The organism is Blautia massiliensis (ex Liu et al. 2021) (genome assembly GCF_052064225.1).
Taxonomy (GTDB): Bacteria; Bacillota; Clostridia; order Lachnospirales; family Lachnospiraceae; genus Blautia_A; species Blautia_A fusiformis.
Window position 1 is genome coordinate 1 of the sequence record NZ_JBQHWA010000024.1, and the last position, 13443, is coordinate 13443.

The following is a 13443-nucleotide window of genomic DNA, read 5'->3' on the forward strand; positions in this document are numbered from 1 at the left end:
CCCCTTGAAGACGACGAGGTAGATAGGGCAGAGGTGGAAGTGTGGCAACACATGGAGCTGACTGTTACTAATCGGGTGAGGGCTTGACCAAAAAGCCGAGGAAGCGGGCAGGATGTAACAGAAATGGGGCGGAACAAGCTTGCTTGTGGAGAACCATTTATGGTACAGACTGAACATTTGCGAAGCAAATGACATCGAACGACAGAGTCGTGAGATGACCCCTGCTGGAGTAGCCTAAAGAACAGGCGATGCAGCTTTAGCTGCGAGCCCGTGAAAAAAGCTACGAATCGGTACGCAGGTTAAAATTGATTCAACAAAACGATTAGCTATCAATAGATACATGTATGTAGTTTTGAATATACAATCGTAAGAAAGTGGCTTAAACAGCCACTTTTTTTGTGCTATAATAAAGAAATACTTTATCATCGATTTCCCTATCAACTGAAAAAAGTTTCTCTATTCACGGTCCATAGCAAAACGAAAGGATTTATTTATGAAAACATTATACGTATCAGATCTCGATGGAACTCTTTTGCGAAAAAATGAAACTCTATCTTCATATACAATAAAAATAATCAATGCTTTAACTTCTTCAGGCATGTTATTTTCCTATGCAACAGCTCGTTCCTTAAATACGGCAAAAAAAGTAACAGAAGGCCTTAACACACATTTCCCTCTTATCATATACAATGGGGCATTTGTGAAAGATAATATAACAGAGGAAATTCTCATTGCCAATTATTTTGCAGAGGATATATATGAGGTATTGAGGGATCTTTTTGCGCATGAAATATATCCGATCATATATTCATATCAGAATAATATTGAAAAGTTTTCTTATATAGCAGCAAAGGCAACAAGTGGAATGCAGGCATTTTTAAACAGCCGGAAGGGCGACAAACGTACGAATATTGTAACTACAGAATCTGAACTGATGTATGGAGATCTTTTTTATATTACCTGCATTGATAAGCCGGAGAAGCTTGAACCATTTTATCATAAATATAAAAATAAATATCATGTTGTTTATCAGAAGGACATCTACACAGGAGAGCAGTGGCTGGAGATCATGCCGCAAAAAGCATCCAAAGCGCAGGCTGCTTTGCAGCTAAAACAAAAACTGGAATGTGACAGATTAGTTGTTTTTGGTGATGGAAAAAATGATATTGATATGTTTAAAATAGCGGATGAAGCCTATGCAGTGGAAAATGCAGTGAGTGAACTGAAAGCTGTGGCAACCGGGATCATCGGTTCCAATGAAAACGACGGAGTAGCGAAATATCTCCAGAAAATATCTATTTCAAAATCAACTGTTTTATGATATCATATAGCTTAACCTGCGGAAAATGGAGGTTATAAGACATGAATCATATTGAAGAAAAGATCATTCAGACTATAGATGAACACAGAGATGAGATCATAGCCTTTGCGAAGGATATCCAGAGTCATCCGGAACCAGGGTTTTATGAGGAGAGAACAGCCGCACACGTAGCGGTTTTTTTGCGTGGCCTTGGACTCCGTGTACATGGAGGACTTGCACGCACAGGGGTTCGCGCTGAGTGGATGGAACAGGACGGACCGAACATTACGATTATCGGAGAACTTGACGCCATCGGATGTAAGTCGCATCCGATGGCTGATCCCGCCAACGGGACAGCACATGCATGCGGACACCACGCACAGATTGCAGCTATGATCGGCGCAGCATTGGCACTGACCAATGAGGAGGTTCAAGCCTCTCTGTCTGGGTCCGTATCTTTTTTTGCCGTTCCGGCGGAAGAATACATTGATGCAGATAAACGTGCACGGCTTCGGAAAGAGGGAATCGGCTTCCCGGCATCCGGAAAAAGCGAGCTGATCCGGCTTGGAGAATTTGATCATTCAGACATTATTTTGACCACACATGTGCACATGATGCCGGTAGAAGAAGATTTTTACCTGGGAAATGCGGCATGCAACGGATTTTCCGCAGAACGAGTGACAGTAAGAGGAAAAGCCGCACATGCAGCCATTGATCCATGGGATGGTGTCAATGCATTAAGTATTACTTCCAGTGCCATCCAGATGATGGGACTGATGCGGGAAACCTTCCGGGAGGAAGACCATGTGCGTCTTCACAACGTGATCCGAAAAGCCGGAGATGTGATCAATGCAGTTCCGGACGAAGCGGTGATCGAAACAAAAGTCCGTGCAGCGTCTCTGGATGCGATCCGGGCAACACAGGAAAAAATGGACCGTGCCTATGACGGAGCTGCCTATGCATTCGGTGGTACGATCGAAAGAGAACCGCTTCAGGGATATATGCCGATCCTGCACAGAGGTGCGGATAAAGTGATGGAAGAATCCGTAAAGCTTCTGGATGCTTCATACCGATGTTCAAAGCCGGCAGATTTTAACAACGCCTGTACTGACGTAGGAGACCTGACCCATCTGTTTCCAGTGCTGAATTTTACATTCGGAGGATTTGCGGGAAAACTTCACGGAGCAGATTTTAAGATCATGGATGAAGAACTGGCATATATCAAACCAGCCAAGCTTCTGGCACTGACTACGTATCGTCTTCTTTGTGATCAGGCAAAAGAAGCAAAAAAAATCTGTCGGGAATTTAAACCTGTATTTAATAAAGAAACTTATTGTCAGTATATACGAGATAATTTTCATGAAAATGAGTAGTTAACCGAATCAGAGAAGTCCAATGAAGGTACAATAAGCAATCTTGAATCAGGAAATCCTATGAAGGTACAATAAGCAATCTTGAATCAGGAAATCCCATGGGGTACAATAAGCAATCTTGAATCAGGAAATCCCATGCGGGGTACAATAAGCAATCTTGGATCAGGAGAATCCCCTGCGAGAGTACAATAAGCAATCTTATATCAGGAAAGTCCCATGCAGGGTGCGGATATCATAGCAAACAGAAGGAGAACTAAATGTCCGAAATTTCATTAGAACTGAAAAACATAAAAAAGAGCTTCCAGGAAGGTGAGGACGTCCTGGAAAGCATCTGTCTTACAGCAAAAAAAGGAGAATTTGTCACTCTGCTGGGGTCTTCCGGCTGTGGAAAAACCACCACACTGCGGATCATTGCAGGCCTGGAACAGCCAGATTCCGGCCAGGTTTTTCTGGATGGAAAGGATGTGACATCCCTGGAACCGAATCAGCGCAATGTGAACACAGTGTTCCAGAACTATGCACTTTTTCCCCATATGAATGTAGCAGATAACATTGGATATGGGCTGAAATTGAAAAAAACATCGAAAGCGGAGATCAGCAGAAGAGTCAAAGAAATGCTGGAGCTTGTCCAGCTTCCGGGCTTTGAGAGGCGTAAGCCGTCAGAGCTTTCCGGCGGTCAGCGCCAGCGTGTGGCCATAGCCAGAGCACTTGTGAACAATCCGGAGGTACTTCTTCTGGACGAACCCCTTGGTGCGCTAGATCTGCAGCTGAGGCGTGCCATGCAGCACGAGCTGAAGCGCCTGCAGAAGAAGCTGGGGATCACCTTTATCTATATCACCCACGATCAGGAAGAAGCCATCAACATGTCTGATACGATCGCTGTGATGAACCACGGTCGCTTTGAGCAGATCGGGACGCCGGATGAGATCTATAATCATCCGAAGACCAGCTATGTGGCAACCTTTGTTGGAAATGCCAATATCCTGACCGGTATTGTGGAAAGCATTGTGGAAGAGGAGATTGACGGTACTTCCGCTCAGATCACCGTAAGAACTGATGCCGGAAAAGTAAAAGTATCAATGGACACCGCAGCTACATCTAACAGAGGATATTTCCCACAAAAAGGAGAAAAGGTTACCATCGCAGTAAGAAGCGAAAATATCCGGTTTGAGGAAAATAAAAAAAATGCACAACAAAGCACGCCGAATTGCACATCAGAAAACACACAAAAGAGTGTACAGGAGCCCGCAGAAAAAAACACAGATGACAGCTGCGATGGCTTAACCGCCGAAGTCATTGAAAAAAACTTCGCCGGCGGCCAGCTCCGTGTTGTTTTGAAAACTTCGGAAGGTCAGGAAATCGTGGCAAGCCGTTACGGCATTGATACAAATGTCAGTGTAGGAGAAAAGGTGCGCTGCTGTTTTCTTCCTACAGATGCAGTGCTGGTAGATCGGGAAGAAAGATCAGAAGAAGTATTGCCGGATCAGTCAGGTCCCTGTGCAGGAGGTACCCATGCGTAAGCACAGAGCAGGCTCCGTATGGATGATCCTGCCGCTGTATCTTTTTACACTGATCTTCGTTGCACTGCCTCTTCTGTATGTAGTTGCACTGAGCTTTTCTACAGCAGACGGCGGCTACGGTGTGAATTGGAAATTTACTCTGGATAATTACAAGCAGATCCTGGAGCCTGTATACCTGCAGACCTTTACGGGATCCTTCCGCCTTGCGCTCACCAGCACTTTGATCATCTGTCTGGTGGGCTACCCCTTCGGATACTTTATGGCAAAGCTTTCCGAGGGCAAAAAGAAGCTGGCCATGCTTTTCCTGATGCTGCCTTTCTGGGTGAATTCCCTGATCCGTCTTTATGGCTGGATCATCATTCTCCAGAAAAAGGGCCTTCTGAATTATCTGCTGATGAAGCTTGGCATCATCCAGGAGCCCTTAAAAATCCTGTACAGCTATCCTGCGATCGTGATTGGTATGATCTATGTATTGCTGCCGTTTATGGCACTGTCCGTATATTCCAGTGCGGAAAAGCTGGATTGGTCCCTTGTGGAAGCTGCCAGAGACCTTGGAGCCAGCAGATGGAAGGCTTTCTGGAGCGTTACCTTTAAGCTGACTTTGCCGGGACTTCTTTCCGGAGTGATACTAACCTTTATCCCGTCTATGGGGCTGTTTTTTATTGCGGATATCCTGGGCGGAAACAAGATCGTACTTGTGGGAAGCCTGATCCAGGAGCAGATGACAAGAGGCAATAACTGGCCCTTTGCCGCAGCACTGGCTGTGGTACTGATGATACTGACAACTCTGATGATCGTATTATATCGGAAGCTTACCAATGTGAAGGAACTGGAGGGAATCGGATGAAAAAGAACTCAAAGCTTTCAGGACTGTACCTGGGAATCCTGTTTTTCCTTATGTATCTGCCCATTGGTGTGGTAGTGGTATTTTCGTTTAATGAAGCAAGACTTCCGGTGCGCTTTACCGGATTTTCCCTGAAATGGTATCAGGAACTGTTTCAGGACAGGGATCTGATCCAGGCATTGAAAAACAGTCTGATCCTGGCGGTGTCCAGCTGTGGGGTATCTGCAGTGATCGGAACACTGGGGGCTGTAGAACTTTCCAGGATCCACTGGAAAACAAAAGGGGTGATGGAGTATATTTCCATTCTGCCTCTGATGATCCCGGAGATCATTCTGGGAATGGTACTGATGGCATTTTTCTATATGCTGAACCTGCCATTTGGAATGCTGACACTTCTGATCGGACACACGGTTTTCTGCGTGCCCTATATTTTGATGGAGGTAAAAGCAAGGCTTGTGGGAATGGATCCGTCCCTGGAAGAGGCAGCCAGAGATCTTGGTGCCGGTTCCTTTCGGGCCTTCTGGGACATTACCCTGCCGCTGATCATGCCGGCTGTTATATCAGGCTCTCTGCTGGCCTTTGCCATGTCCATGGACGATGTGGTGATCAGTATTTTTGTAACCGGGCCACGTGTATCCACGCTGCCGATAAAAGTTTACACACAGATGAAAACAGGCGTTACGCCGGAGATCAATGCACTTTGTACCATAATGCTGGGAGTGATCCTTCTGGTACTGGCAGTATATCTGATCGCAGGAAAACGCGGGAAGGGGAATATAAAAGATGAGCAATAAACTGATCGAGTTAAAAAATCTTACAAAAAACTTTGATGACCAGCAGGTGCTCCGGGGCATTAATCTGGACATTCACGAAAACGAATTCCTTACGCTTCTGGGACCCAGCGGCTGTGGAAAGACAACAACCTTAAGGATCATTGCCGGCTTTGAGGAGCCAAGTGGCGGAGAGGTACTGTTTAACGGAATTGAGATCTCCAAGCTGCCTCCATATAAAAGAGAGATCAACACGGTATTCCAGAAATATGCATTGTTTCCGCATCTCAATGTTATGGACAATATCGGTTTCGGCCTGAATCTGAAAAAGGTAGATAAATCTGTTATTGAGCAGAAGGTAAAAAGGATGCTGAAAATGGTAGGGCTGGAAGGCTTCGAAAAAAGAGATGTTACACTTCTTTCCGGTGGACAGCAGCAGCGAGTTGCCATTGCCAGAGCTCTTGTCAATGAGCCGAAGGTTCTTCTGCTGGATGAGCCACTCGGCGCACTGGATGCCAAGATCCGTAAGCAGATGCAGATCGAGCTGAAAAAGATCCAGAGAGAGGTAGGGATCACCTTTATCTATGTTACCCATGACCAGGAGGAGGCACTTTCCATGTCTGATACGGTAGTAGTCATGAACAACGGTGAGATCCAGCAGATCGGCAGCCCGACAGATATCTATAATGAGCCGGAGAACCGTTTTGTTGCCGGCTTTATCGGAGAGTCCAATATTATAGAAGGAACGATGATCAGGGATTTCCTTGTGGAGTTTGATGGCTTCCGTTTTGAATGTGTAGACAAGGGATTTGAGGACAACGAAGCCATTGAGGTTGTTCTCCGCCCGGAGGATCTGGATATTGTGGAACCGGATCAGGCCAAGATCAGAGGAACTGTACGGAACATTACGTTCAAGGGCGTGCATTATGAGATTCTGGTCGAGACGGAGCTTCGTACATACATGGTGCATACTACCGATTATGCAGAAGTGGGACGTGAAGTGGGACTGAAGTTTGGTCCTGAGGATATCCATGTTATGTGCAGAATGGGAGGATACTAATGAAACAGTTCAAGCATCTGATCAAGCCGTATATCATCTGGGCTTCGATCCTGATCGTGGTACCATTGATCCTGATCGTGCTTTATGCATTTACCTCAGATGGAAATGAAGTTCTGACCCTGCATTTTACATGGGCGAATTTTGCAAAATTTCTGGAAACTACATATTTAAGTGTTATCCTGAAATCCTTCCGCCTGGGTATCCTGACCACACTGATCTGCCTGGTCTGCGGATATCCGCTGGCATACATTATCTCCAAATATTCCGAAAAGGTGCAGAGCTTTCTGATCCTTATGGTCACCATTCCCATGTGGATCAACATGCTTCTCCGTACCTATGCATGGATGAACATTCTTTCTGACAATGGTCTGGTGAACAACCTTCTGAAAATGTTGGGAATCTCGCCGATTACCATGATGTATACAGATTTTTCCGTTATCGTGGGCCTTGTCTGTAACTTTATGCCCTTTATGATCATTCCGATCCATACATCCTTAAGTAAAATGGACAAGTCCCTGATCGAAGCGGCCAACGACCTTGGTGCCAATCCCTTCCAGACCTTCTGGAGGATCACCTGGAAGCTTTCCATGCCAGGTGTGGTCAATGGTATCATGATGGTATTCCTTCTGTCCATATCAACCTTCGTTATTCCGAAGCTTCTCGGCGGCGGCCAGTACATGCTGATCGGTAATCTCATCGAGTCACAGTTTATTTCTGTAGGTGACTGGAACTTCGGAAGTGCCATCTCTCTGATCCTGGCAGTGATCATCCTGATCTTTATGAGCCTGATGAAGAAGATGGATACTCAGGACGATTAAAGGAGGCAGGAGATGAAAAGAAAAAATACCATATTTTCAAAATTATATGTAGTGCTGTGTCTGGCATTTTTTTACCTGCCGATCCTTGTGACCATGATCTTTTCCTTTAACTCATCCAAGTCCCTGACCAGATTTACAGGATTTTCCCTGCGCTGGTACGGAGAGCTGATAAACAATATGGAGATCAGTAAGGCAGTTTATGTTTCGGTCACAGTGGCAATTCTGGCAACTGTTATTTCCACAGTGCTGGGAACCATCACAGCCATCGGACTTTCAAAATCCAGAAAGGTGCTGAAGGAGATGGTCCTTACCATCAATAACTTTCCAATTCTGAATCCGGAGATCGTAACCGCGATTGGTCTGATGCTGCTGTTTTCTTCGCTGGGAATGACGAAAGGCTATCTGACCATGCTGCTGGCACATATCGCATTCTGTACGCCCTATGTGATCACCAGTGTATATCCGAAGGTACGAAGCCTGGATCCGAACCTTGCCAATGCAGCCATGGATCTTGGTGCAACGCCATATCAGGCACTTACCAAGGTTATTGTGCCCATGATCAAAGAAGGGATTTTTGCGGGAGCGCTCCTGGCCTTTACCATGTCCTTTGACGATTTCGTAATTTCCTACTTTGTTTCCGGAAACGGAGTAAAAAATATATCCATTGTTGTATATAATATGACAAAGCGCATCAATCCCACCATCAACGCCCTTTCTACTATTGTGATCGTGGTCATTGTACTGGTGCTTCTTTTTGCAAATCTGATCATGCCGAAGCTTCAGGCCTCCACCGTGAAAAAAATGGATCCGAAAAAAAGAAGGATCGTTGCGGTTATCACAGCTGCTGCGGTTGTTCTGGTATTGGGAAAGTGGACGATTGTAAGCCAGGGAAACCACGTGCTTCGTGTATATAATGCCGGAGAATATATGGACCTGAGTCTTCTGGACAAATTTGAGAAGCAGTATAACTGTACTGTTGTATATGAAACCTTCGAGTCCAATGAGATGATGTACACCAAGCTGGCCAGTGGTGAAACCTACGATGTTCTGGTTCCGTCAGATTATATGATCGAAAGACTGATCAAGGAGGAATATCTTCAGGCCCTTGACTGGAAAAAGATCCCAAACAGCAAAAATCTTCTTCCCGAGGTACAGAATAAGGACTATGATCCGGGAAATCGTTATTCCTGTCCGTATTTCTGGGGAACTGTAGGAATCCTTTATAATAAGAATGTAGTCTCTCAGGAGGATCTTGACAAAGAGGGCTGGAATATTCTCTGCGATGAAAAATATAAGGGAGATCTTTATATGTATGATTCCGAAAGGGATTCCTTTATGATTGCCCTGAAAGCGCTGGGGTATTCCATGAACACAAAAAATCCTGATGAGATCCAGCAGGCTTATGAGTGGCTGATCCGGCAGAGAGATACCATGGATCCGATCTATGCAGGTGATGATGTGATCGACAATATGATCTCAGGAAACAAGGCAATGGCGGTTGTTTATTCCGGAGATGCTTCCTATATCATCAGCGAAAATCCGGAGCTTGGCTATTATACTCCGCAGCAGGGAACCAATACCTGGTATGATGCCATGGTCATCACCAAGGACTGTAATGAAGTAGATCTGGCTCATGAGTTCATCAATTTTATGTTGGATGATGAAAATGCTCTTTCCAATACCGAAGAAGTAGGATATACTTCTACTGTAAAGAGTGCATTCGAGGAGATGAAGAACGGAACTTATGAGGGAATTTCTTCCTATATTCCGCAGATTGACAATCCAAAGAATGAGATCTTCGGATACCAGAAGCCAAAGATCAAGCAGAAATTCGCAGAGCTTTGGACAAAGGTAAAAGCAAAATAACAAGATGTCAGAGAGAGACATGAAGGAGGTTCTATGAAATCAAAAAAAGCAGCAGCGATCATGTTATGTGCGGTACTTGGAACATCTATGATAACAGGTGTCAGTGTCAGTGCAAAGGATAAGGATGAACTGGTACTTTATACATGGGACGGAATGTTTCCGCAGGAAGTGCTGGATGATTTTGAAAAAGAAACAGGGACCAAGGTGGTATATTCCAACTTTGATACCGATGAGACCATGCTTGAGAAGCTTTCCCAGGCAAAGGGCGGCGATTACGATGTGGTAATTGCAGATGATTACATTATCGACAGCGCGGTAAAAGAAGGACTTGTCCAGAAGATCGACAAGGATACCGTTTCCAATTTTAAGAACATCAACCCCCTTTATCAGGGACAGTTTTATGATCCGGATGACGAATATACAGTACCTTACGGAGCAGGAATCCCACTGATCGTTTATGATCCGGAGCAGGTAGATATCGACATTAAAGGATACAAGGATCTCTGGGATAAGTCTCTGGAGGACAGCATTGCCATCGTAGGTAATTACCGCGTGATCTGTGGCATCACACAGCTTTCCATGGGAGAGAGCATGAACGAAGAAGATGTAGCCGTGATCGACAAGACCGGTGAGAAGCTGAAAGAGCTGGCACCGAACATTCGTATGATCCAGGATGACAATACACAGAATGCACTTCTCAACGGAGAGGCAAGTGTGGCATTTCTTTATACATCACAGGTAACACAGGCGCTGAAGGATAATCCGGATCTTAAGGTGGTTTATCCGGAGGAAGGTCTTGGATTTGGTATTATGGGAATGTTTGTGCCAAGTGAAGCACCGAATGCGAAGGCTGCCAATGAATTTATCAATTATATCCTGGAGCCGGAAGTATCTGCACAGTGCATCAACTATATCGGATACTACAATACAAACAAGGCAGCAGATGATCTGGTAGACGAGAGCCTGGTTGTTCCGGACAGCGTGACAAAGGGTGAGATCGTACAGAATGTAAGCCAGGAAGCAGAGCAGGAATACAATAAGATCTGGACAGAGTTTAAAGCTGCCTGCGATTAAGCAGACGAACCAGTAAGGGGGTTTTTCAGGTGGAGATATACAAAGGTACATCCGCTTTTTCCGGAATAGCTATTGGAAAAATACTGTATTACCACAGAGGCGAATATCAGATCCGTCAGTCCATGGTAGACAATGTAAAAAAGGAGCTGGATCGTCTGGATAATGCAAGAACAGCGGTAAAGAACCAGATCCAGCATATGTATAAAAACGGAGCACCCCTCCCCAAAGAGCAGGAGCTGACCTTGAAACGTCAGCTGAAGCTCTTAAGTGGCGGCAGCTTTCAGCGGGCTGTGGAAAGCATGATCACGACAGAAAAGGTCAGTGCAGCTTACGCAGTCCAGACAACCAGGGATGAGCTTGCAAATGTGTTCCGCAAGCTGGAGGACGAGGCTGTCAAAGAACAGATCGAAAATATCAGGGAGATCTCCGAGCTGCTGATCGGCGCCATGGGTGGTTCCCATGCACGGATCAATCTGGGAGATGAGCCGGTGATCCTTGCAGCAGAGCAGCTTTCCCCCAATGAACTTCTGGAGATGAACAAAGCCAGTCTTCTGGCGGTAGTCATGCATCAGGGGTCTGTTATTTCCCATGTATCGATCATGGCAAAATCCATGGAAGTCCCCACCCTGGTCGAGGTGGAGATACAGAAAGAATGGGATGGCCATATGGCTATTGTAGATGGGTATACAGGAACACTGTATATCGATCCGGAACCGGAGCTTCTTAAGGAATATGAGATCCGTCATGCAGCAGATAAGGAAGAGCGGGAAGAACTTTTGAGACTTCGGAACCAGAAGGATATCACAGCCGATGGCAAGGAGATCAAGCTTCTGGCAAACATCGGAAATCTGGATGATCTGAATACGGTTCTTTATTACGGAGCAGCAGGTATCGGTCTTCTTCGAAGTGAATTCCAGTATCTCGGAAGAGAGAATTATCCAAGAGAAAATGAGCTGTTCCGTGCCTATAAAAAAGTAGCCGAGGATATGGATGAACGGCCGGCAGTGATCCGTACTGTGGACCTGGGGGCAGACCGTCAGGCAGAATATATGGCGATTCCTGATGAGGTCAATCCTATGATGGGAAACCGCGGCATCCGCCTTTGCCTGGATCGCAAAAAAATGTTTAAAGCGCAGCTTCGGGCTATTTACCGTGCAAGTGCCTATGGAAATATCAACCTGATGTATCCGATGATCACGTCCGAGGAAGAGCTGGATGAGATCGAGAAGCTGATCCGTGAGGTAAAAAAGGGCCTGGATGAGAAGAACATTCCTTACAAAAACATCCGTACCGGAATTATGATCGAAACACCGGCAGCGGTCATGATCAGTGAAGAACTTGGAAAACGTGTGGATTTCCTGAGCCTTGGAACCAATGACCTGACTCAGTATACCCTGGCTATGGACCGGCAGAATCTTCTTTTGAAGGATAAATACAACGATCATCATCCGGCGCTTGTAAAGATGATCCGCATGGTAACAGAGGCAGGACATAAGTCAGGATGTGAAGTTTACATATGCGGAGAGCTGGCAGCAGATTCCAATCTTACAGAAGCTTTTATCCAGATGGGAGTGGACGGTCTTTCCGTTGTTCCTGCCTGTGTACTTCCAGTGCGAAAAGCGATCCGCAGCTCCTATGCGGATGAGGCAAACCGGCCGGAAGAAGCAGTAAAAGAGAAATAATATCCGGAAAAATAAAAATCCTGAGAATTTCTATGTTGATATCTGTTGATATCTCACATAGGATCCTCAGGATTTTTTGACGGAATCTTTCACTCACGGCTTATTGCTGTTCTCAATTGAAGCAGTGCGTGGAAGCATATCTGTTCCGGTTAAAGTTATCGAAGTCCAAGCACCTGGGCGGTTTCCGAAATAAACTCCGGTGTGGTACCACAGCATCCGCCGATCACGGAAGCACCGTTGTCCACCAGCACCTTCATATAACCTGCAAAATCCGCAGGGGTCATACTGTAAACTGCATTTCCAAGATCATCGATCTGGGGCATTCCCGCATTGGGTTTGGCAATGACCGGAATGGAAACGTTCTCTTTGATATTGCGGATAACCGATACCAGCTGATCCGGGCCAACCGAGCAGTTGATGCCGACAGCGTCTGCACCTGCAGCTTCCAGGGACATGGCAGCCTCTATGGCATTTCCGCCGCTGAAGATACTTCCGTCTGCTTCTACAGTCACGGTACAGATGATAGGAAGCTCGCAGATACTCTGGCAGGCGTCTACAGCAGCCAGTGTCTCCTCAATATTGATCATGGTTTCCGCTACGATCAGGTCCACACCCGCATCACGGAGATAGCCGATCTGTTCCTGATAGACTTCGAAGGCTTTTTCGTAAGTCATGTCACCGGCCGGTGACATCATCTTGCCTGTGGTGGTGATATCACCTGCTACGAAAACACCCTCCGGTGCGATCTCCTTTGAATAGCCTGCCAGGGTATGATTGATCTGTTCAATCTGATCCTCCAGTCCGTGCATAGTGAGGTTAATACGGTTTCCGCCGAAGGTAGGCGCATAGATGATATGGCTTCCCGCCTCGATGTATGCCTTCTGCAGAGACTGGATCACATCCTTGTGCTCAATCACCCAGCTCTCTGTGCAGACACCACGCGGCATGCCGGCCTTCATCAGGTTGGAGCCGGTAGCACCATCCAGCAGCAGGACATGATCTTCGGTCAGTTTCTGAAATTCCTGTTTTGTCATATGTTTATATCCTCCTTATGGCAGCCAATCACGGTTGGCAAAAAATAGGGCTCCTCCTGTAACCGCTGCACTCATTGCCGTGGGTTTATTTTAACACAGGGA

The 13443-nt window shown here is 45.9% G+C and carries 11 protein-coding genes and 1 rRNA gene; 11 read left to right on the plus strand and 1 reads right to left on the minus strand.

The window, feature by feature from the left end; translation table 11 throughout:
- The 11 genes from ACTNDQ_RS10640 to ptsP all read left to right on the plus strand — a co-directional run.
- Nucleotides 1-91, plus strand: a 23S ribosomal RNA gene (locus ACTNDQ_RS10640); the annotation flags it as partial.
- 402 nt (nucleotides 92-493) lie between these two features.
- A complete protein-coding gene (locus ACTNDQ_RS10645) occupies nucleotides 494-1321 on the plus strand; it encodes an HAD family hydrolase (RefSeq protein ID WP_278796219.1) in 828 nt (275 codons plus the stop codon).
- A gap of 41 nt (nucleotides 1322-1362) precedes the next feature.
- Nucleotides 1363-2673, plus strand: coding sequence for an amidohydrolase (locus tag ACTNDQ_RS10650; RefSeq protein ID WP_441064589.1), 1311 nt, complete (start codon nucleotides 1363-1365; stop codon nucleotides 2671-2673).
- A 257-nt stretch (nucleotides 2674-2930) separates the two neighbouring features.
- Nucleotides 2931-4193, plus strand: coding sequence for an ABC transporter ATP-binding protein (locus tag ACTNDQ_RS10655; RefSeq protein WP_441064590.1), 1263 nt, complete (start codon nucleotides 2931-2933; stop codon nucleotides 4191-4193).
- Complete coding sequence (locus ACTNDQ_RS10660) at nucleotides 4186-5040, plus strand: ABC transporter permease (protein WP_015525679.1); 855 nt, start codon at nucleotides 4186-4188, stop codon at nucleotides 5038-5040. The genes ACTNDQ_RS10655 and ACTNDQ_RS10660 overlap by 8 nt, the downstream gene beginning before the upstream one ends.
- Entirely contained in the window at nucleotides 5037-5831 is a 795-nt protein-coding gene (locus ACTNDQ_RS10665) for an ABC transporter permease (protein ID WP_320810398.1), read from the plus strand. The genes ACTNDQ_RS10660 and ACTNDQ_RS10665 overlap by 4 nt, the downstream gene beginning before the upstream one ends.
- Nucleotides 5821-6867 carry a spermidine/putrescine ABC transporter ATP-binding protein gene (gene potA / locus ACTNDQ_RS10670; RefSeq protein ID WP_015525681.1) on the plus strand — a complete coding sequence of 349 codons (1047 nt, stop codon included), beginning with the start codon at nucleotides 5821-5823 and terminating at the stop codon, nucleotides 6865-6867. The genes ACTNDQ_RS10665 and potA overlap by 11 nt, the downstream gene beginning before the upstream one ends.
- Entirely contained in the window at nucleotides 6867-7685 is an 819-nt protein-coding gene (locus tag ACTNDQ_RS10675; RefSeq protein WP_173746457.1) for an ABC transporter permease, read from the plus strand. The genes potA and ACTNDQ_RS10675 overlap by 1 nt, the downstream gene beginning before the upstream one ends.
- Nucleotides 7686-7697: 12 nt before the next feature.
- Nucleotides 7698-9551: an extracellular solute-binding protein gene (locus ACTNDQ_RS10680; RefSeq protein WP_279198888.1), complete on the plus strand. Its 1854-nt coding sequence runs from the start codon at nucleotides 7698-7700 to the stop codon at nucleotides 9549-9551.
- A gap of 33 nt (nucleotides 9552-9584) precedes the next feature.
- On the plus strand, nucleotides 9585-10625 hold the full coding sequence (locus ACTNDQ_RS10685) for a polyamine ABC transporter substrate-binding protein (protein WP_015525684.1): 1041 nt from the start codon (nucleotides 9585-9587) through the stop codon (nucleotides 10623-10625).
- 29 nt (nucleotides 10626-10654) lie between these two features.
- Nucleotides 10655-12307 (plus strand): phosphoenolpyruvate--protein phosphotransferase, encoded by a 1653-nt coding sequence (ptsP, locus tag ACTNDQ_RS10690; protein ID WP_021651063.1) that lies wholly within the window; start codon nucleotides 10655-10657, stop codon nucleotides 12305-12307.
- Between the two features lie 155 nt (nucleotides 12308-12462).
- On the opposite strand, the gene ACTNDQ_RS10695 is transcribed toward ptsP, so the two are convergent.
- Entirely contained in the window at nucleotides 12463-13341 is an 879-nt protein-coding gene (locus ACTNDQ_RS10695; RefSeq protein WP_441064591.1) for a homocysteine S-methyltransferase family protein, read from the minus strand.
- Between the last annotated feature and the right edge of the window lie 102 nt (nucleotides 13342-13443).

Excerpts from the sequence above, each read along its gene's own strand:
- ACTNDQ_RS10685 (WP_015525684.1), top strand. The coding sequence starts at position 9,585 with ATGAAATCAAAAAAAGCAGCAGCGATCATGTTATGTGCGGTACTTGGA.
- ACTNDQ_RS10695 (WP_441064591.1), bottom strand. The coding sequence starts at position 13,341 with ATGACAAAACAGGAATTTCAGAAACTGACCGAAGATCATGTCCTGCTG.
- ACTNDQ_RS10675 (WP_173746457.1), top strand. The coding sequence starts at position 6,867 with ATGAAACAGTTCAAGCATCTGATCAAGCCGTATATCATCTGGGCTTCG.
- ACTNDQ_RS10645 (WP_278796219.1), top strand. The coding sequence starts at position 494 with ATGAAAACATTATACGTATCAGATCTCGATGGAACTCTTTTGCGAAAA.
- ACTNDQ_RS10660 (WP_015525679.1), top strand. The coding sequence starts at position 4,186 with ATGCGTAAGCACAGAGCAGGCTCCGTATGGATGATCCTGCCGCTGTAT.
- potA (WP_015525681.1), top strand. The coding sequence starts at position 5,821 with ATGAGCAATAAACTGATCGAGTTAAAAAATCTTACAAAAAACTTTGAT.
- ACTNDQ_RS10680 (WP_279198888.1), top strand. The coding sequence starts at position 7,698 with ATGAAAAGAAAAAATACCATATTTTCAAAATTATATGTAGTGCTGTGT.
- ACTNDQ_RS10650 (WP_441064589.1), top strand. The coding sequence starts at position 1,363 with ATGAATCATATTGAAGAAAAGATCATTCAGACTATAGATGAACACAGA.
- ACTNDQ_RS10665 (WP_320810398.1), top strand. The coding sequence starts at position 5,037 with ATGAAAAAGAACTCAAAGCTTTCAGGACTGTACCTGGGAATCCTGTTT.
- ACTNDQ_RS10655 (WP_441064590.1), top strand. The coding sequence starts at position 2,931 with ATGTCCGAAATTTCATTAGAACTGAAAAACATAAAAAAGAGCTTCCAG.